Annotated in this window: 20 protein-coding genes and 1 tRNA gene; 14 read left to right on the top strand and 7 right to left on the bottom strand. The window is 71.3% G+C overall.

The features are described from left to right. Window positions 1-38: 38 nt before the first annotated feature. The 11 genes from V6S66_RS08490 (at window position 39) to V6S66_RS08440 (ending at window position 8,562) form a co-directional block, all read left to right on the top strand. Window positions 39-884 carry a ParA family protein gene (locus V6S66_RS08490; RefSeq protein WP_334206310.1) on the top strand — a complete coding sequence of 282 codons (846 nt, stop codon included), beginning with the start codon at window positions 39-41 and terminating at the stop codon, window positions 882-884. Further along, a complete protein-coding gene (locus V6S66_RS08485) occupies window positions 869-1,240 on the top strand; it encodes a hypothetical protein (protein WP_334206309.1) in 372 nt (123 codons plus the stop codon). The genes V6S66_RS08490 and V6S66_RS08485 overlap by 16 nt, the downstream gene beginning before the upstream one ends. Further along, a complete protein-coding gene (locus V6S66_RS08480) occupies window positions 1,237-2,196 on the top strand; it encodes a segregation and condensation protein A (RefSeq protein WP_334206308.1) in 960 nt (319 codons plus the stop codon). Before V6S66_RS08485 ends, V6S66_RS08480 begins: the two co-directional genes overlap by 4 nt. Continuing rightward, window positions 2,189-2,944 carry an SMC-Scp complex subunit ScpB gene (gene scpB, locus V6S66_RS08475; protein WP_334206307.1) on the top strand — a complete coding sequence of 252 codons (756 nt, stop codon included), beginning with the start codon at window positions 2,189-2,191 and terminating at the stop codon, window positions 2,942-2,944. The genes V6S66_RS08480 and scpB overlap by 8 nt, the downstream gene beginning before the upstream one ends. Beyond that, the gene (locus V6S66_RS08470) at window positions 2,937-3,674 is read left to right on the top strand and encodes a pseudouridine synthase (protein WP_334206306.1); all 738 of its coding nucleotides are present in this window, start codon (window positions 2,937-2,939) and stop codon (window positions 3,672-3,674) included. The genes scpB and V6S66_RS08470 overlap by 8 nt, the downstream gene beginning before the upstream one ends. Further along, on the top strand, window positions 3,671-4,777 hold the full coding sequence (locus tag V6S66_RS08465) for a prephenate dehydrogenase (RefSeq protein ID WP_334206305.1): 1,107 nt from the start codon (window positions 3,671-3,673) through the stop codon (window positions 4,775-4,777). The genes V6S66_RS08470 and V6S66_RS08465 overlap by 4 nt, the downstream gene beginning before the upstream one ends. A 7-nt stretch (window positions 4,778-4,784) precedes the next feature. Continuing rightward, entirely contained in the window at window positions 4,785-5,459 is a 675-nt protein-coding gene (cmk, locus tag V6S66_RS08460) for a (d)CMP kinase (protein WP_334206304.1), read from the top strand. Next, window positions 5,456-6,166, top strand: coding sequence for a lysophospholipid acyltransferase family protein (locus V6S66_RS08455; RefSeq protein WP_334206303.1), 711 nt, complete (start codon window positions 5,456-5,458; stop codon window positions 6,164-6,166). Before cmk ends, V6S66_RS08455 begins: the two co-directional genes overlap by 4 nt. Beyond that, a complete protein-coding gene (gene der, locus V6S66_RS08450) occupies window positions 6,163-7,512 on the top strand; it encodes a ribosome biogenesis GTPase Der (protein ID WP_334206302.1) in 1,350 nt (449 codons plus the stop codon). Before V6S66_RS08455 ends, der begins: the two co-directional genes overlap by 4 nt. A gap of 105 nt (window positions 7,513-7,617) precedes the next feature. Beyond that, window positions 7,618-8,448 carry a pseudouridine synthase gene (locus V6S66_RS08445; protein ID WP_334207245.1) on the top strand — a complete coding sequence of 277 codons (831 nt, stop codon included), beginning with the start codon at window positions 7,618-7,620 and terminating at the stop codon, window positions 8,446-8,448. Window positions 8,449-8,485: 37 nt separating this feature from the next. Continuing rightward, a tRNA-Pro gene (locus V6S66_RS08440) sits at window positions 8,486-8,562 on the top strand. A 57-nt stretch (window positions 8,563-8,619) separates the two neighbouring features. On the opposite strand, the gene V6S66_RS08435 is transcribed toward V6S66_RS08440, so the two are convergent. The 3 genes from V6S66_RS08435 to V6S66_RS08425 all read right to left on the bottom strand — a co-directional run bounded on the left by V6S66_RS08435 (window position 8,620) and on the right by V6S66_RS08425 (window position 10,980). Further along, a complete protein-coding gene (locus V6S66_RS08435; RefSeq protein WP_334207244.1) occupies window positions 8,620-9,096 on the bottom strand; it encodes an integrase core domain-containing protein in 477 nt (158 codons plus the stop codon). Next, window positions 9,027-9,812 carry a DDE-type integrase/transposase/recombinase gene (locus tag V6S66_RS08430; protein WP_334206301.1) on the bottom strand — a complete coding sequence of 262 codons (786 nt, stop codon included), beginning with the start codon at window positions 9,810-9,812 and terminating at the stop codon, window positions 9,027-9,029. The genes V6S66_RS08435 and V6S66_RS08430 overlap by 70 nt, the downstream gene beginning before the upstream one ends. A 277-nt stretch (window positions 9,813-10,089) precedes the next feature. Then, window positions 10,090-10,980, bottom strand: a complete 891-nt coding sequence (locus V6S66_RS08425) for a class I SAM-dependent methyltransferase (RefSeq protein ID WP_334206300.1) — start codon at window positions 10,978-10,980, stop codon at window positions 10,090-10,092. Window positions 10,981-11,046: 66 nt separating this feature from the next. Here V6S66_RS08425 and V6S66_RS08420 point away from each other — a divergent pair, with 66 nt between their 5' ends. Both V6S66_RS08420 and V6S66_RS08415 read left to right on the top strand, forming a co-directional pair. Then, the gene (locus tag V6S66_RS08420) at window positions 11,047-11,859 is read left to right on the top strand and encodes a class I SAM-dependent methyltransferase (protein ID WP_334206299.1); all 813 of its coding nucleotides are present in this window, start codon (window positions 11,047-11,049) and stop codon (window positions 11,857-11,859) included. Then, window positions 11,850-12,842, top strand: a complete 993-nt coding sequence (locus tag V6S66_RS08415; RefSeq protein ID WP_334206298.1) for a phytanoyl-CoA dioxygenase family protein — start codon at window positions 11,850-11,852, stop codon at window positions 12,840-12,842. Before V6S66_RS08420 ends, V6S66_RS08415 begins: the two co-directional genes overlap by 10 nt. A gap of 40 nt (window positions 12,843-12,882) precedes the next feature. On the opposite strand, the gene heR is transcribed toward V6S66_RS08415, so the two are convergent. The 4 genes from heR to V6S66_RS08395 all read right to left on the bottom strand — a co-directional run bounded on the left by heR (window position 12,883) and on the right by V6S66_RS08395 (window position 15,684). Then, window positions 12,883-13,674 (bottom strand): heliorhodopsin HeR, encoded by a 792-nt coding sequence (gene heR, locus V6S66_RS08410; RefSeq protein WP_334206297.1) that lies wholly within the window; start codon window positions 13,672-13,674, stop codon window positions 12,883-12,885. Window positions 13,675-13,751: 77 nt separating this feature from the next. After that, window positions 13,752-14,390, bottom strand: coding sequence for a class I SAM-dependent methyltransferase (locus V6S66_RS08405; RefSeq protein WP_334206296.1), 639 nt, complete (start codon window positions 14,388-14,390; stop codon window positions 13,752-13,754). Next, window positions 14,387-15,025 carry a TIGR04282 family arsenosugar biosynthesis glycosyltransferase gene (locus tag V6S66_RS08400; protein ID WP_334206295.1) on the bottom strand — a complete coding sequence of 213 codons (639 nt, stop codon included), beginning with the start codon at window positions 15,023-15,025 and terminating at the stop codon, window positions 14,387-14,389. Before V6S66_RS08400 ends, V6S66_RS08405 begins: the two co-directional genes overlap by 4 nt. Next, the gene (locus V6S66_RS08395) at window positions 15,022-15,684 is read right to left on the bottom strand and encodes a glycosyltransferase family 2 protein (protein ID WP_334206294.1); all 663 of its coding nucleotides are present in this window, start codon (window positions 15,682-15,684) and stop codon (window positions 15,022-15,024) included. The genes V6S66_RS08400 and V6S66_RS08395 overlap by 4 nt, the downstream gene beginning before the upstream one ends. A 141-nt stretch (window positions 15,685-15,825) precedes the next feature. Between V6S66_RS08395 and V6S66_RS08390 the strand changes: the two genes are divergently transcribed. Then, on the top strand, window positions 15,826-17,232 hold the full coding sequence (locus tag V6S66_RS08390) for a hypothetical protein (RefSeq protein ID WP_334206293.1): 1,407 nt from the start codon (window positions 15,826-15,828) through the stop codon (window positions 17,230-17,232).

The raw sequence follows: 17,232 nt of genomic DNA, 5'->3' as shown, positions 1-17,232 counted from the left end.
TGAGCGGCACTGTTGGCACTGGAGAAGATGGGGACGAGATGAGTCAGGAAACCGGACCCACGGGGCGTCCGACACCGGAGTTCGGTGAGATCCAGCCCCGTCGTCCCGGCCCGGCCACGGTCTTGTCGATGTGCAACCAGAAGGGTGGCGTCGGCAAGACGACCACCACGATCAGCCTCGGTGCCGCGCTCGTCGAGGCCGGCCGTCGCGTGCTGCTCGTCGACTTCGACCCCCAGGGTTCGCTCACCGTGGGCCTGGGTCTCAACGCCCACGAGCTCGACCAGAGCATCTACCACGTCCTGATGGACCGGTCGCTGTCCCTGCGCGACATCATCAGCCCCACATCCGTCCCGGGGCTGGACCTCGCGCCGGCCAACATCGACCTCTCCGCCGCGGAGATGCAGCTCGTCACCGAGGTCGGCCGCGAGCAGGCCCTCGCCCGCGCCCTCTACGACGTGCGCGACGACTACGACGTGATCCTCGTCGACTGCCAGCCCTCGCTCGGACTGCTGACCGTCAACGCCCTGACCGCGTCCGACGGGGTCATCATCCCGCTGGAGTGCGAGTACTTCGCGCTGCGCGGGGTCGCGCTCCTGAAGGAGACGATCGAGAAGGTGCGCGAGCGCACCAACCCGCGCCTGCAGATCGTGGGCCTGCTCGGCACGATGTACGACAGCCGTACGCTGCACGGCCGCGAGGTCCTGCAGACGCTCGTCCAGGGCTGGGGCGACCTCGTGTTCCACACCGTCATCCGCCGCACCGTCAAGTTCTCCGACTCGACCGTCGCGGGCGAACCCATCACCGAGTACGCCCCCAGCTCGCCCGGTGCCGACGCCTACCGCCAGCTGGCGCGAGAGGTCCTGGTGCGATGCCCCGCGGCGTGAGCTCGGGCGGCGGTTCCGCCCGCCGACCGACGATGCCGGGGGCCGACGAGCTGTTCCGGTCCACGTCCGCGTCGACGTCCACGGCACCCGAACCCGTCGCGCCGTCCGAGGAGCCGGTCAAGCCCGCTGCCAGTGGACGGGTCAAGCACGACGAGAAGATCACGGTTTACGTGACGGCCGACGAGCTGTTGGCCCTGGAGCAGGCGCGACTCACGGTGCGTGCCGTCGTCGGGCGCAACGTCGACCGCGGTCGCATCGTCCGGGCGGCACTCGCCGCGTCGCTGGAGGACCTCGAGGCCCGGGGCGGCGAGAGCGATCTCGTCCGTCGCATCGAGGGACTTCCGGAGAACCGATGAGCGAGGTCGAGGTCGACGCGCCGGTCGATCCGGCAGCCGAGCCCGGCACGGGCTTCTCTCTGAGCATCGGCGGCTTCGAGGGCCCGTTCGACCTGCTCCTGCAGCTCATCAGTCGCCACACGATGGACGTGACCGAGGTCGCGCTGTCGGAGGTGACGTCGGAGTTCATCGCCTACATCGCCGAGCTCGGCGGCGACCTGGAGCAGACGACGCAGTTCCTTCTCGTGGCAGCCACGCTGCTCGACCTGAAGACGGCGCGCCTGCTGCCCCAGGCCGAGGTGGAGGACGAGGAGGACCTCGCGCTGCTCGAGGCCCGCGACCTCCTGTTCGCCCGACTCCTGCAGTACCGCGCGTTCAAGCAGGTGGCGGCGCAGATCGGCACCCGTCTGGAGGCCGAGCAGCGTCGTCACCCCCGCGCCGTGCCGCTCGAGCCACGGTTCGCGCAGCTGCTGCCGGAGATCCTGATCGCGGCGACGCCCGACGACCTCGCCCGGCTGGCCACCCACGCCCTGACCCCGCGGCCCGAGCCGATCCTGTCGCTGGCACACCTGCACGCGCCGCAGGTCAGCGTGCGCGAGCAGGCGCACGTCGTGGTCGACCGCCTGCGCCGCGAAGGCCGCCTGACGTTTCGCACGCTGACCTCGGACTCGCCGGACCTCATGACCACGGTCGCCCGGTTCCTGGCCCTGCTCGAGCTGTTCCGCGAGGGCATGGTCGCCTTCGAGCAGGCCACGCCGCTCGGCGACCTCCATCTGCGGTGGACCGGCAGCGACGACGGCGAGATCGAGGTCGGCCTCGAGTTCGACGCCCCGCCCGAGACGGGGGAGGCCCACGTGCTCCCGGCCGAGCTGCTCGCCCCCGACCTCGACGACCCGGGTGCCGCCCCGACCGACTCGGACGCGTCGCCCGGCGACGCCCCCCACCCGGAACCCGCGAAGGACACCTCCCATGAGTGACGCCCAGCTGCCCTCATCGAGCTTGCCGAGGGGCCCCCACGAGCTCGAGCTCGAGATGCTCGACCTGCGGCCCGCCCTCGAGGCGGTGCTGATGGTCGCTGACCAGCCGCTCGACCACCTCACGCTGGCCCAGGCCGTGGGACACCCCCCGGTCGACGTGCAGGAGGCGCTCGAGGCCCTCGCCGCCGAGTACGACGAGCAGGGACGCGGCTTCGAGCTGCGGCCGATCGCCGGTGGTTGGCGCTACTACACCCGCGAGAACGTCGCGGCGGCCGTCGAGCGATTCGTGCTCGACGGGCAGCAGGCCCGGCTGACCCAGGCCGCCCTCGAGACCCTCGCGGTCGTGGCCTACCGCCAACCGATCAGCCGCTCGCGCATCTCCGCGATCCGCGGCGTGAACGTCGACGGCGTGGTGCGCACGCTCGTGACCCGGGGCCTCATCGAGGAGGCGGGCCAGGACGCCGAGAGCGGCGCGCTGCTCTACCGCACCACCAGCTACTTCCTGGAGCGCATGGGACTCGGCAGCCTCGACGAGATGCCGGAGATCGCCCCGATGCTGCCCGAGCTCGACGAGATGGAGGACGATCTCTTCGCGCCGGCCACCCCGCCCACCGCGGCAGCGGCCCCTGACCCGGGCCCTGACCCGGACGGGACGCCCGGCGAGGCGACGGAGGAGACGCCCGTGCCCGAACCCGAGGTCGAGCCGGCGGAGTCCGACGACGACGTGGACCGGGGCGCCCATGCCTGAGTCCGCCGAAGGGGTGCGCCTGCAGAAGGTCCTGGCGGCGGCCGGCCTCGGCAGCCGCCGTGCCTGCGAGAACCTGATGCTCGACGGCCGGGTCGAGGTCGACGGCGAGATCGTGTCGCAGATGGGCATGCGCGTCGATCCCGCCCGAGCCGTCATCCGCGTCGACGGTCGTCGTCTGCCGCCGCCCAACGACCACGTGTACGTGATGCTCAACAAGCCGCGTGGCGTCGTGACGTCGATGAACGACGAGCGGGGCCGGCCTGACCTCCGGACGCTCGTGGGCGACCGTCCGGAGCGGCTGTTCCACGTCGGCCGGCTCGACACCGACACCTCCGGCCTGCTCGTCATGACCAACGACGGTGACCTCGCGCACCGGCTCGCGCACCCGTCCTTCGAGATCAGCAAGACGTACGTCGCGCTCGTCGAGGGGCAGGTCACCGACCGCGTCGGTGCGCAGCTCCGGGCCGGGGTCGAGCTCGACGACGGTCGCGCCGTGGTCGACCGGTTCAAGGTCAACGACGTCACGACGGGCCGTTCACTCGTCGAGCTCGAGATCCACATGGGACGCAACCGGATCGTCCGCCGGCTGCTCGACCACGTGGGGCACCCGGTGATCGACCTGACCCGCTCGGCCTTCGGCCCGCTCCGGGTCGGCGCGCTGGCCTCCGGTCGCACGCGCGACCTCAGCCGCGACGAGCTCGGAGCGCTCTTCGATAGCGTGGGGGCATGACGACGGAGGGGACGACTGAGGCTGCTCGGCCCGCCGCCACCCTCCCCAGCACGGCCCTCGTCGTCGGATGCGGCCTGATCGGGACCTCCGTGGCGCTGGCGCTGCGGTCGCGCGACGTCCAGGTGCACCTGCGGGACGCGGTGCCGGGCGTGGCCGAGGTGGCCGCCTCGGTGGGCGCCGGCACCGTGGCGCCGGCGGAGGCGCCCGATCTGGTCGTCGTCGCCGTCCCGCCCTCTGTCGTGCCCGCAACCGTGCTGGAGCTCCTGGCGGAGTTCCCGGAGGCCGTCGTGACCGACGTCGCCAGCGTCAAGGCGCCCGTCGCGCGCGCCGTCGCCGGCACTCCCGGCGCCTCCCGGTTCGTCGGGGGACACCCCATGGCCGGCACCGAGCGGTCCGGTCCGACCGCGGGCTCCGCGCTGCTGTTCGAGGGACGACCGTGGGCTGTCGTGCCGCTCCCGGAGTCGAGCGACCGCGCGCTCGCGCTGGTCACCGCGGTCGTGCACGCCGTCGAGGCCGTGCCGACGGTGCTCGAGGCCGACCGGCACGACGAGGCCGTCGCCCTCGTCTCGCACGTGCCCCACGTCGTCTCCGTGCTGACGGCAGGGCTGCTGGCCAGCGCGCCGCGCGAGCACGTCGACCTCGCGGGGCCGGGTCTGCGCGACGTCACGCGCATCGCGGGGAGCGCCACCGGCATGTGGCTGCAGATCCTCGACAGCAACGCCGGCGCCGTGACGACCCTCCTGAAGTCCCTGCGCGGCGACCTCGACCGGGTGCTCGACGCGCTCGACGCCGGGGGAGACGTGCTCGCCGGACGCCTGTCGGACGTGCTCGACGCGGGCCGGGCCGGGACGCAGCGCATCCCCGGCAAGCACGGCGAGATCCGCACCGTCAGCGCCTCGGTGTTCGTCCCGGTCGACGACCGCCCGGGCGTGCTCTCGCAGCTCATGGCCGACATCGGCGACTCGGGGGTCAACATCGAGGACTTCCGCATCGACCACGAGTACGGTCGACCCGTGGGTCTGGCCCAGGTCGAGGTCGCCGCCGACCGGGCCGACCACCTCACGACGTCCCTCACCACACGCGGCTGGCCCGCGTACCGATAGGAGCCCTGTGCCCGTCAGCGCCACCCCCCTCGTCGTCGCCGTCGACGGACCGTCCGGGTCCGGCAAGTCCAGCACCGCTCGAGGCGTCGCGAGCCGGCTCGGTCTGGCCTACCTCGACACCGGGGCGATGTACCGCGGCGTGACGTGGGCCCTGCTGCAGCGCGGGGTCGACCCCGCCGACGCCGCAACGGTCGCCGCGACGGTCCCGGAGATCCGGATCGATTCGGGCACCGACCCGCTGGGGCCGACGATCACGGTCGACGGCACCGACGTCGCGGTGCAGATCCGCGGTGAGGACGTCGTGCGTCACGTGAGCCCGGTCTCGACGGTCCCCGAGGTGCGCGCCCACCTGGTCGACCTCCAGCGGGCGGCGATCGAGGCCGCGGGCCCCGGCATCGTCGTCGAGGGCCGTGACATCGGCACGGTCGTCGCACCCGACGCCCTGCTCAAGGTCTACCTGGTCGCCGACACCGAGGCCCGCGCCGCGCGTCGTGCCGCTGAGGAGGGCGGCACCGACACCGCCGCCACGGCAGCCTCGCTCCTGAGCCGCGACCGCATCGACTCCACCCGGGCCACCTCACCGCTGGCCAAGGCCGACGACGCGGTCGAGGTCGACAGCACGTTCCTCTCGCTCGAGCAGGTCATCGACCACATCGTGACGCTGGTCGAGCAGCGCCGATGACGACGATCGCCCAGCCCGGACCCGTGCGCTCGGGGCTGACCGAGTGGCCGCACCGCGTCCTGAAGCCGCTGCTGCGCCGGCGCCTGAGCCGGCGCTGGGACGTCCACGTCAGCGGACTCGACCACGTCCCGACCGCGGGCCCCGTGATCCTTGCGAGCAACCACATCGGCTGGCTCGACGGTCCGTTGACCGTGATCACCTCGGACCGTGCCCTGCACGCGCTGGTCAAGCACGAGTCGTTCGAGGGCGGCGGGGGTTGGCTGCTGCGCCTCGGGGCGCAGATCACGCTGCACCGCGGTCGTACCGATGCCGCCGCCGTCCGCACCGCGCTGCGCGTGCTGCGGGCCGGCCAGGCCCTGCTCGTCTACCCGGAGGGAAAGCGCGGCGACGGGCTGGTGCACGAGGTGTTCGGGGGTGCGGGGTACTTCGCGCTGGCCACCGGGAGCCCCGTCGTGCCGGTCGCCGTGATCGGCACCCGTGAGCCCGGGGCGGACATCGAGAGCAAGCCGAGTTCGGGACAACGGGTCGACGTCGTCTATGGTCGTCCTTTGACCTTCGCGGCCACACCGTGGCCGCGCGACGCAGGATCCGTCTCGGCCGCGAGCGACCGGATCGCCGATGCGTTGCGGACCCACGTCGAGTGGGCGACCGAGACCCTCCAGCGCGACCTTCCCGGTCCGCCTCCCCAGCAGGACACCTTCGAATGACTGAGATCGAGCACGACCAGCCCACCGGGCCCCTTCCCGTCCTGGCGGTGATCGGACGACCCAACGTGGGCAAGTCGACGCTCGTCAACCGCATGATCGGCCGCCGTGAGGCGGTCGTCGAGGACGTCCCCGGGGTCACGCGCGACCGGGTGCCCTACGACGCGACGTGGAACGGGCGCAACTTCACGGTGGTCGACACCGGTGGTTGGGACCCCGACGCCCGAGGCCTCGCCGAGCGCATCGCCGCCCAGGCCGAGATCGCCGTGTCCGTCGCCGACGCCGTGCTGTTCGTCGTCGATGCCACGGTGGGCATCACCGATGCCGACGAGGCAGTCGTCAAGATCCTGCGCGCGTCCGGCAAGCCGGTCGTGCTGGCCGCCAACAAGGTCGACGACCAGCGCACCGAGGCCGAGGCCGCGGCGCTGTGGAACCTGGGCCTCGGCGAGCCCTACCCCGTCTCGGCCCTGCACGGCCGGGGGAGCGGCGACATGCTCGACGCGATCCTCGACGCCCTGCCGGAGGCCCCGGAGTGGGACGGCGAGCCGGTCGGCGGTCCGCGTCGCATCGCGATCGTCGGCAAGCCCAACGTCGGCAAGTCCAGCCTGCTCAACAAGCTGGCCGGCGAGGACCGCGTGGTCGTGCACGACGAGTCCGGCACCACGGTCGACCCGGTCGACGAGCTGGTCGAGCTCGGGGGCCGCACCTGGACCTTCATCGACACGGCCGGCATTCGCAAGCGGGTGCGGGAGGCCTCGGGCCACGAGTACTACGCGAGCCTGCGCACGAGCCAGGCGATCGAGCGCGCCGAGGTGGCCGTCATGGTCGTCGATGCCAGCCAGTCGCTCAGCGAGCAGGACATCCGCATCATCCAGTCCGTCCGCGAGACGGGTCGGGCCCTGGTCATCGCGTTCAACAAGTGGGACCTCGTCGACGAGGACCGCCGGTTCTACCTGGAGCGCGAGATCGACCGCGAGCTCGTGCAGGTCCAGTGGGCGCCGCGCATCAACATCGCCGCCCTCACCGGGTGGCACATCGACCGGCTCGTCCGCGCCCTCGACACCGCGATCGACGGCTGGGAGACCCGCGTCGGCACCGGCATGCTGAACTCGTTCCTCGGCCGTCTCGTCGCCGAGCACCCGCACCCCGTGCGCGGTGGCAAGCAGGCCAAGATCCTGTTCGGCACGCAGGCGCAGACCTCACCGCCCACCTTCGTGCTGTTCACGTCGGGCAAGCTCGAGGACACGTACCTGCGCTTCGTGGAGCGTCGCCTGCGCGAGGAGTTCGGGTTCGCCGGCACGCCGATCCACCTGACCCAGCGCGTCCGCGAGAAGCGCAAGCGCCGCTAGGCCGGGGGCATGCCTCCTCAGGCGCCCCTGCCGGCCCGACAGGGACTCGCGCCCGCCTGGGTCCGCACCCCGGACCGAACGCCGGGTGCGGCGCCGTGGGCGACGATGGGCGACTGGCTCCGCGCCAAGCTTCCCGATCGCGTCGACGTGTCCGGGATGTTGGCCGACGGGCGATTCGTCGGCGATGGCGGCCGGGTGGTCCGCGAGGACGACCCCTACCGCCCCCACACCTTCGTCTGGTTCCACCGCGACCTGCGCGAGGAACCCACGGTGCCCGGTTCCCTTGACGTCCTGCACCGTGACGAGCGGCTCGTGGTGGTCGACAAGCCGCCTTTCCTCTCGACGATCCCGCGCGGGCGCCACGTGGCCCAGAGCGTCGTCGTGCGGCTGCGTGACGAGCTGGACCTGCCGGAGCTGTCGCCCGTGCACCGTCTGGACCGGGTCACCTCGGGCGTGCTCGTGCTCACGACCGAGCGCCGGTGGCGCGGTGCGTACCACGGTCTCTTCCAGGCCAAGGGTGTGGCCAAGACGTACCTGGCGCTGGCGCCGTACGACCCGGCGCTGGAGCTGCCGGTCGTGGTGCGGAACCACCTCCGCAAGCACCGTGGCGAGCTGCAGGCGTCGGTCGTGCCGGACGTCATGCCGAACGCCGAGACCCTCGTGGAGCTCGAGCAGGTCCTGGGCCGTCGCGCCGTCTACCGCCTGTCGCCCCGGACCGGACGCACCCACCAGCTGCGTGTCCACCTGGCGGGACTGGGCATCCCGATCGTGGGCGACCCGCTCTACCCCGAGATCCTCGAGGTCGAGGTCGACGACTTCAGCACGCCGCTGCAGCTCCTGGCCCAGGCCCTGGCTTTCACCGATCCCGTCGAGGGTCACGAGCGCCGGTTCGTGAGTCGACGGACCCTGCCGGTGAACGCCGAGCCGGTGGCATGACCCACGACCCACCTGCGATAGAGTGATCGACGGTTCACGGGCTGTAGCGCAGCTTGGTAGCGCACCTGACTGGGGGTCAGGGGGTCGCAGGTTCAAATCCTGTCAGCCCGACCATGTGATGTCTCAGGACATCGGCAAGGCGTGAACCCACGGATGTGGGTTCACGCCTTGTTATTTCTGGGGTTGGTAGTCCCGTTCTGGGTCGATTTCGAGCGCTCGGAGAAGTTCGCCGGTGGCTGCTGCGACGACTCGGACGTGGAGGTCGTGGACGAGCAGGATCACGTGGGTTCGGGCGTGGGTTCGGCCGATGCCGATGTGGTGAAGACGGCCGGCGATGCGCAGGGTGACGACGCCGCTGGTGTCGATGCGGTCATGTCGGATCCGGGCGTGAGTCTCGGCGTCGCGGCTATTCATCGGTAGTGCTTTGGGCATGGCCTCGAAGAGGGTTGCCGGTGGTGCTCGGTGCGGGAGTGAACGGTGGGGGCGCCGGTTGTTGTATTCGTCGACGAACTCATCGAGCAGCGCCTGGAGCGCGTCGATCGTGGCCGGTTGGGCGGGTTGAGCGCGGAGCCACTTCTTCATCGTCTGCTGGAACCGTTCGACCTTGCCCTGGGTGGTCGGGTGGTTCGGACGGCCGTTCTTCTGGATGACGTGGAAGCGGCGGAGGTCGTTCTCGAGGGCGTTGCGACCGGGACGACTCGCGAAGCGGGTGGTGGGGGCACCTCCCTGCACGAAGTGCTTGGGGGAAAGACCATGCCGTTGTCAGTGAGCGTCGAGGCCGGGATTCCAGCGGTTCTGACGGCCTCACGAAAAGAGTCTCGGACGATGATCGCGGTGACGGCTCGGTGGGCGGTGACACGGATGGCGTAACGGGTGCAGTCGTCGAGCCAGGTCAGGATTTCGACGTCGACGCCCGTCCTGAGGCGGTAGTGGGTGAAGTCGGACTGCCAGGTCTCGTTCGGCATGGATGCTTCGAAACGGTGCAGCGCCGTTTTCGGCTTCTTCTTCGGTTCGGGTGTGACCAAGCCGTGTCGGGTCAGGATTCGGTGGATCGTCGCGCGGGGCAGCGGGGTCTGGTGATGGTGTTCCAGGTGCCAGCCGATGGTGTCGGCGCCGGCGTCCAGGCCGGCCGTCGTCAACTCGCGGCGGAGCTGGAGCACCAATGCGACCGTCGCGGCCGGGGTCGCGTTCGGGGACGTCTTGGGCCGTCGGGAGCGTGGTTCGAACCCGGCCTCACCCTCGTCGCGGTAGCGGGCCATCAGGCGCGAGACCCAGGCCTGCGACAGTCCGTAGGTGCGGGCGGCCTCGGCCTGGGTCAGTCCCTGGACGGTGATCGCGCTGATGACGAGCTTGGCTTTCGACACCCCCAGCAGCGTGGCCGGGAGTGTTGCCTATGTCTTGAGACATGCCTTGCCGATGTCCTGAACCAGCACACTGTCAGCCCGACCAGCAACGAAGGGCCCACCGACGCAGTCGGGGGGCCCTTCGTGCTGTGTCGAGGCGTGCAGGATTCGAGGAACCAGGAGCTCCGGTGCCGATCCGATCCGCTCGACCGGACTGGTCAGGCCCGCAGGTCCGAGGACTTCTGGGCCTGTCGACGTTCGATCGGCTGATCCCACACCAGGAGCCGGTGGGAACGACTCAGGCAGCCCTGCGCACGCGGTAGACGTCGACCGGGTGCGGCACGAGCGGGACGCCCGACGTGGGGCAAGGGACCGACACCGCATCGAGGTAGGCGCGCACGAGAGGTCGTAGCGCGGGGGTGAGTCGAGCCTGCACCGTGAAGTCGAGGACTTCGTCGCTGGCGCCCTCCAGGTCCACGCGGGCGTCGACCGTGATGACCTCCTCGGTCCGCAAGCCTGCACGGGTGAGTGCCGCCGGGATGTCCTCGCTGAACCACTGCCGGTGGCCCTCGACCGGCGGGGCGAGCACGTCGACGAGGATGTTCAGGGCTCCGCGGGGGGCGTTGACCACCAGCAGCTCACCCCCTGGTCGCAGGAGCGCATGCGCCTCGCGGAGCGTCGAGGCGACCTCGGGGACGTAGTACATCGAGTGCACGAACGTGACGACGTCGAAGTGCTCGCTGACCGGCGCCTCGGCGAACGTCGTGGCGTGAACCTCGGCCGACAGACCGGCCCGACCCAACGCAGCCATCGCCGAGGCGAACGCGGTCGTGCTCCCGACGTACGGATCGATGCCGACGTAGCGAACCGGTCGGGCCGGCACCACGTCGGTCAGGGCAGCAGCGAGGGGCACGTCCAGCGACCCGTCGCCGCAGCCGACGGAGAGCACGGCGACCGGTCCGGTGGCGCGGCTGGCCAGTCGGGCGGCGAGATGGCCGCTGATCAACGACCGCTGGTCCGAGCGCGCCTCGAACGCGGCGTGGCCGCGGGCGTAGGCATCCGGTGCGAGGTCCGAGAGGGCGTCCTCCCCGCGACGAGCCGCGCGCACGTCGCCGAGAATCCCGTCCTCGCGAAGCTCGTGGAGTGCCGGTGCGGGGTGAGGCGAGGTGGACGGGGATACGTTGGACATTGACTGGAGTCAATCAGGTAGGAACAACATGCGTGCCACCCGCTGGGCGGCGCGTCGAGGAGCAGCGTGAGCACAGGATCCACCGCGGAGCGCAGTCTCCAGCACTGGAGCGAGGCGGGGCGCACCGGCATGGAGGCGTTCTACGCCTTGGCCACCGAGGACTATCGCCAGCTGGCGCTGGCCGCCGACTGGCCACGGGTGCTCGCCGATCGGGCTCACGAGGGCTGGTCGATGCTCGACGTGGCATGTGGCAGCGGGAAGTTTCCGACCGCCCTGCGCCTCCACACCGATCTGGGCGAGGTGCCCGCCATCGCCTACGACCTGCTGGATCCGTCGGCCTTCTCGGTCCAGGAGGCACGCGGTGTCCTCGCACCGCCGTTCGTCGGCCGGCACGACCTGGTGATGACGCTGCAGGACCTGCCCGCCGAGCGCACGGGGTATGACGTCGTGTGGGCCACGCACGCCCTGTACGCCCTACCTGCTGATGAGCTCGACGTCGCCGCGCAGCGGATCGTGGCCGCCCTGGCCCCGGGCGGTCTGGGCCTGGTCGCCCAGGCCACGTCCACCTCGCACTACCTGGCGTTCTACGACGCCTTCCGCGCCGGCGTGCGCGACGCCACGCCGTACACCTCCGCCGAGCAGGTGCGCGACGCGCTGACGGGCGCCGGTGCCGACGTGCGGGACCAGCGCATCACCTACCGCACGGGCAGCGACGATCGCGCCGTCATCGAGGGCTTCCTCCAACGCTGCGCGTTCGACGACTCGGTGTCGTTGGCCCAGATGGAAGACGCTCCCGTCCTGGGCGACTACCTCGCCTCCTGCCGCGACGAGAGCGGTGCCTACACCTTCGAGCACGAGGCGGCCCTGCTGTGGTTCTGAACAACGACACCACGACGAACGACCGGCTCCCCGAGCAGAACCGCGGGGAAGGCCTGGAGCAGGACTGGGCGGGCAACGACCAGGACTGGTGGGACTGGTACGTCACGCTCGCGAAGAACGAGGACGCGTCCGCCGAGCTCGTCGAGGGCCCCGGTCTGCCCGACGTCGCTCCGGCCTCCGACGACGAGCTCGAGCGCGAGCTGGCCGAGCCGTACGACCTCGACCCGACGGTCATCGAGTCCTTCCGGCGCGAGGCGTTCGTCCGCCTGCCCGGCGTCCTCTCACCGGCCGTCGTGCGGCGGCTGGCCGAGCGGCTCGAGGAGCTGCTGAAGGCCGAGCACGGCGACGACGTCGCCGGACGGTTCACCGCCCTGGAGCAGATGTGGCTCCACGACGACCTGATGCGTGCCGTGGCGCTCTCGCCCCGGATCGGTGGTCTCGCCGCCGCACTCCTCGAGGAGCCCGCCGTGCGGCTGTACCACGACAACGCCCTGTCGAAGGAGCCCGGATGTGGCCGCACGCCGTGGCACCACGACGCCGAGCACTTCCCCCTGCAGACGGTGCAGGCCGTCACGGCGTGGATGCCGATGTCAGCGATTCCCGGCCCGATGGGACCGCTGTCCTTCGCCCGCGGTCGCGAGGTGCTCGCGGAGGTCGCCGACCTCGACTTCGACAAGGTCGGCACGTCCTACGACGAGGCGGTCGCCCAGCGGTTCGCCGAACGGCAGGTGGCCGTGGAGTCACGACCGTTCGCGGTCGGTGACGTCTCCTTCCACTCCGCGCTCTGCTTCCACACCGCCGGTCCCAACCGGACCACCCAGCCACGTCGCGCGCTGGCCACCACCTACTTCGCCGACGGTGCTCGCGTCGTGGAGTCCCCGACCCTGATCAGCGGCACCTGGCGGGAGTTCCTGCCCGGGGTGCAGCCGGGAGGCCTGGCGGCCTCCGAGCTCAACCCGGTGGTGGGTGTCCTCCGGGCGTGACGTCGACCCCCTCCTGACGGTGCCCGGGCGCAGCCGGGGATCAACCGGCGAGTGAACCGCCGAAGATCTGCCACGCGAGGGCCGACTTCGCGACCAGGCTGAGCACCAGGTAGGTCTTCTCGCCGAAGGCGTAGCTCTTCCACGGGCCGACCTGGCGGTACTGCAGCCACTGGTTGACCGCGAAGGTCGAGAAGAAGAGGCCCAGCGAGGCGAAGATGCCGATCACGAAGCCGGGAGCACCGTCGGATCCGGCCAGGTTGATCACGATCGCCACCCAGGGCGCCAGGCCGGCGACGGTGCCGAACCAGAACGGCAGCATGGTGGTGCTGGTGCGACCGGGCGGGTTCACGCGCTCCTGCAGCCAGCCGAAGAGGATCATCGCGACGTTGGCGCCGATGACCGCGACCACGGCGGTGATGTCGGTGATGCCGAAGTAGAAGCCGATCAGCACGATCATGATGGTGGCGCTGATCGAGTACTCGGCCCACCGGAAGCGGTTGATGCCGCCGCGCAGGTCCGACTCGTAGAGGCCGCGCCCCACCGTGGCGGTGACCAGGTGGTCGGCCGCGGCCAGGAACAGGAACACCGCGATGGCCACCGAGATCGACACCTCGAACAACGAGCTGGGCGCGGGCGCGTCGGCTCCGGGCGGGCCCTCGGGGAACGTGGAGGTGACGGCGATGGCGAAGCCGTTGCCGAGCACCAGGATCGCGACGGCCTGGGCCGCGTGCAGCACGGTGAGGCCCAGGTTCCAGCGGCGCAGACCCTTCAGCGCGTCATCGGTGACGCCGTCGGCGATGGCTGAGGTGGCAGTGGGGGAGGCAGGGCTCATCCATCGACAGTAGCGACGCCCGGACCCCGTCGCATGCGCTGCTCACGCCCCGCCTCGATCCTGCGACGTGCGGGGAATCAACCCCGGGCGAGGGTGGCGGTGTGGCGGCCGTTCATGGAGCGGACCCCGGTGACGACCAGGCCCGCCTCGTCGGCGACGTGATCGATCGCGTCCAGCCCGACGACGGCCCAGCTGAACGGCGGTGAGTAACGGCCGTTGACCCAGAGGCGTCGTTGGTCACGGACGACGCCGGTGCCCCGGGGAGCGACCTCCGCCAGGACGGTGCCGTCCGGCCCGAGCAGCTCACGGACGCGGTTCAGCAGTCGCACGGGATGCCCGCCGATGCCGATGTTGCCGTCGGCCAGGAGCGCGTGGTCCCAGTGACCCGCGCCGGGGATCTCGTCGAAGACGTCGAGGTGCAGGGCCAGGGCGCCACGCACACGCGTCCGACGGATCGCCTCACGCGAGACATCGATGCCGAGGGCGGGGATCCGCTGGTTCACGAGCTCGCCCACCAGGCGTCCGGGTCCGCAGCCGATGTCGAGTGTCGGGCCCGCACACTGCTCGATGAACAGGTGGCGGTCCGCGTCGTCGGTGTCGCCCGCCCACTGGTGGACGGCCAGGTGCTCGACGTTGCCGTCGTCGCGGACGAAGCGTCCCGAGCCGGCCGAGAAGAGGTCGTCGAACACGCTGCCGGCGTCGATCGCGCTGCTCATGCAGCCACCTCCTGGACCGCGCGGGCGAGACACGAGCCAGGCAGGTCGCCCGCGACCGCCAGCACGTCCTCCCACGTGTCGATGTCGGTCAGCGTGCGCAGCAGCTCGACGGTGCCACCGAGGGCCGCGATCGTGCGGTCGGCGGTGTCGGCACGCGACATCTCGACCTGCGGCAGTGCGGCGGCGTCGCTGCCGCGCTGCACGCCGAGCAGCCACCAGCCGCCGTCGGAGGCGGGGCCCAGCACGGTCGAGCCGCCTCGCAGGGCGTCACCGGCCTGCCGGTAGTCGTCGACCGTGACCTGGGGGGAGTCCATGCCGACCTGGACGACACCGTGACCGGCATCGGCATCCACGTGAGCATGCGCGAGACGCTCGCCCAGTCCGTCACCACGCTGCGCGATGACCCGGGCGCCGGCCAGGGCGACCGCGATCTCGTCGCCCCGCGTGGCGTCGGCGAGGTCGCCGGTCATCGCCACGACGACCGGCCAACCCGTGGCACCGGCGGTCGCGAGCGTGTCGAGGAGGGCGGCAGCCGCGATCTCGGCGGCGTGCGCGTGGCCGCGGACGCGTCCGATGCGCGTCTTCGCGAGACCCGGGATCGGCGCCTTGGCCACGATCAGCAAGGTCGGGTTCACCGCAGCACCCCGGCGAAGTCGTGGATGACCCGAGCAGTTCCGCGGACCGAGCCCGAGACCTTCGAGCGAGTACCGGCAGCGCGCCGGCCATAGGGCACGTCGAGCTCCTGCACGGTCCACCCGGCGGCCGCGGCCTTGAGCATGAGCTCGAGCGGGTAGCCGAAACGGCGGTCCTCGACCCCCAGGGCCAGGAGATCGTCGCGACGGCAGACCCGCATCGGTGCGAGGTCGTGGATGCCGAAGCCGCTGCGACGGCGGATCATCGTGGCGAGCGCGAGGGTTCCGGCCCGCGCGTGCCACGGCCAGACACCGCGGGCGATCGGCCGCCGGCGACCGATCGCCATCGTGGCTGCTCCTGATCGCACGACGTCGAACATCGGGACGAGGTCCTGCAGGCGCATGGACGCGTCGCCGTCGATGACGGCGACGTAGTCGGCGGTGGCCGCCAGCACTCCGGCGTGGACGGCGGCGCCGTAGCCGGGCAGCGGCTCGTCCACGACCGTGGCCCCGAGGGAACGGGCGACATCGGCCGTGCCGTCGGACGAGCCGTTGTCGACCACGATGACGTGCCAGCCGTCGGGGACGTCGGCGAGGACCTGCGGGAGGGCCAGGGCTTCATCGCGACACGGGATCACGACGTCGCAGGTCCTCATGATCATGGTTCGAAACTACGGCGTCCCGGTATTGGCCGCGCGGCGAGATTTCTGCGGGAAGCGAGAAGACCCGCGCTGGTCTCGCCCTCAGCGGTGATGCGCGACGTCCCTCGGCGAGCGCTGGACCGCGCCTCTAGGCTGGACGTCGTGTCAGATCGTCTGAAGTCCGGCCGCGCGGCCCTGCTCTCGGGCGCCGCAGCCGTCGTGCTGGTCGGCGCCGCGATCATCGTGCCGCGAGTGACCGGCGAGGACGTCGAGGTCAACTGGCCGCCGTTGCACGCGGACTGGGATCCACGCATCGGCCTGCTGGCGATTCCCGCGGTCGTCATCGGACTGCTGCTCGTCGTGGGCCTGCCCCGGCTGGTCGCGGCGTCGAGCTGGCGCCGGACGCTCCTGATCGGCTACGTCGGCGTGTGGGTCTGGACCATGGCCGTGGCCATGACCGAGGGGCCGGAGGGCCTCTCCCGCGTCTTCGACGTCGTCGAGCGGCCCGGCGAGTACGTCTACGACGCCCAGCGCGTCGACGCGATCCTGCCGATGCTGCGCACGTTCATCGACCACATCCCCATGGACTCGGTCGACAACTGGCGCACCCACGTGGCCGGACACCCGCCCGGAGCGCTGCTCTTCTTCGTGCTCGTCGACCGACTGGGGATCACGGACCCGTTCTGGATCGGCGTGGTCGTGGTGTCGATCGGCAGCACGGCGATCGTCGCGGTGCTGCAGACGCTGAAGGTCCTGGGCTCGGAGAAGCTCGCCCGCGCCGCGCTGCCGTGGATCGTGCTGGCCCCGGTCGCCGTGTACATGGGGGTCAACGGCGACGCGGTCTTCACGGCGGTGGCGGCCTGGGGCCTGTGCCTCCTGGCGATCGCCACCCGGGTGCCACGCCATCGCGTCACCGCCGGGATCGGCGCGGGCCTGCTCCTGGGGCTCTGCGTCTACCTGTCGTACGGACTCGTGCTCCTGGGCATCCTGGCGCTGGCGGTGCTGTGGATCGGACGATCGTGGCGTGCCCTTCCGTGGGCCCTGGGTGGTGCCGTCGCGGTCGCGGCGGTCTTCACGGCCCTCGGGTTCGCGTGGTGGGAGGCCTACCCGGTGCTCCGCGAGCGCTACTACGACGGCATCGCCTCGGACCGGGCCTACTGGTACTGGGTGTGGGCCGACGTGGCAGCCTGGACCTTCACGGTCGGACTGGCCGTCTGGGCGGCGTTCCCCCGCGCTCTCGCCGCGTTGCGGGGAGCCTTCGGCCCGCGGTTCCTCCCCTCGCCCCGCAGGTGGGAGGAGAACTCCGACGAGATCGCGCAGGACGATGCCGCCTCGAGTCCTCGCGACCGCACGGTGCTGGCCGCACTCGCTGCCGCCGCGATGCTGACGATCCTGGCCGCGACCCTCTCGGGCATGAGCAAGGCCGAGGTCGAGCGGATCTGGATGCCGTTCACGATCTGGGTCGTGGCGTTGCCGCTGCTCCTGCCGCAGCGCTGGCACCGCCCGCTGCTGGTCTCGCAGGTCGCCCTGGCGCTGCTCGTGCAGCACCTGCTGCTCACGCGCTGGTAG

It is taken from the genome of Aeromicrobium sp. Sec7.5, from assembly GCF_036867135.1.
Taxonomy (GTDB): domain Bacteria; phylum Actinomycetota; class Actinomycetes; order Propionibacteriales; family Nocardioidaceae; genus Aeromicrobium.
Note: the sequence above shows the minus strand (reverse complement) of the source record. Positions and strands in the feature narration are given on the sequence as shown.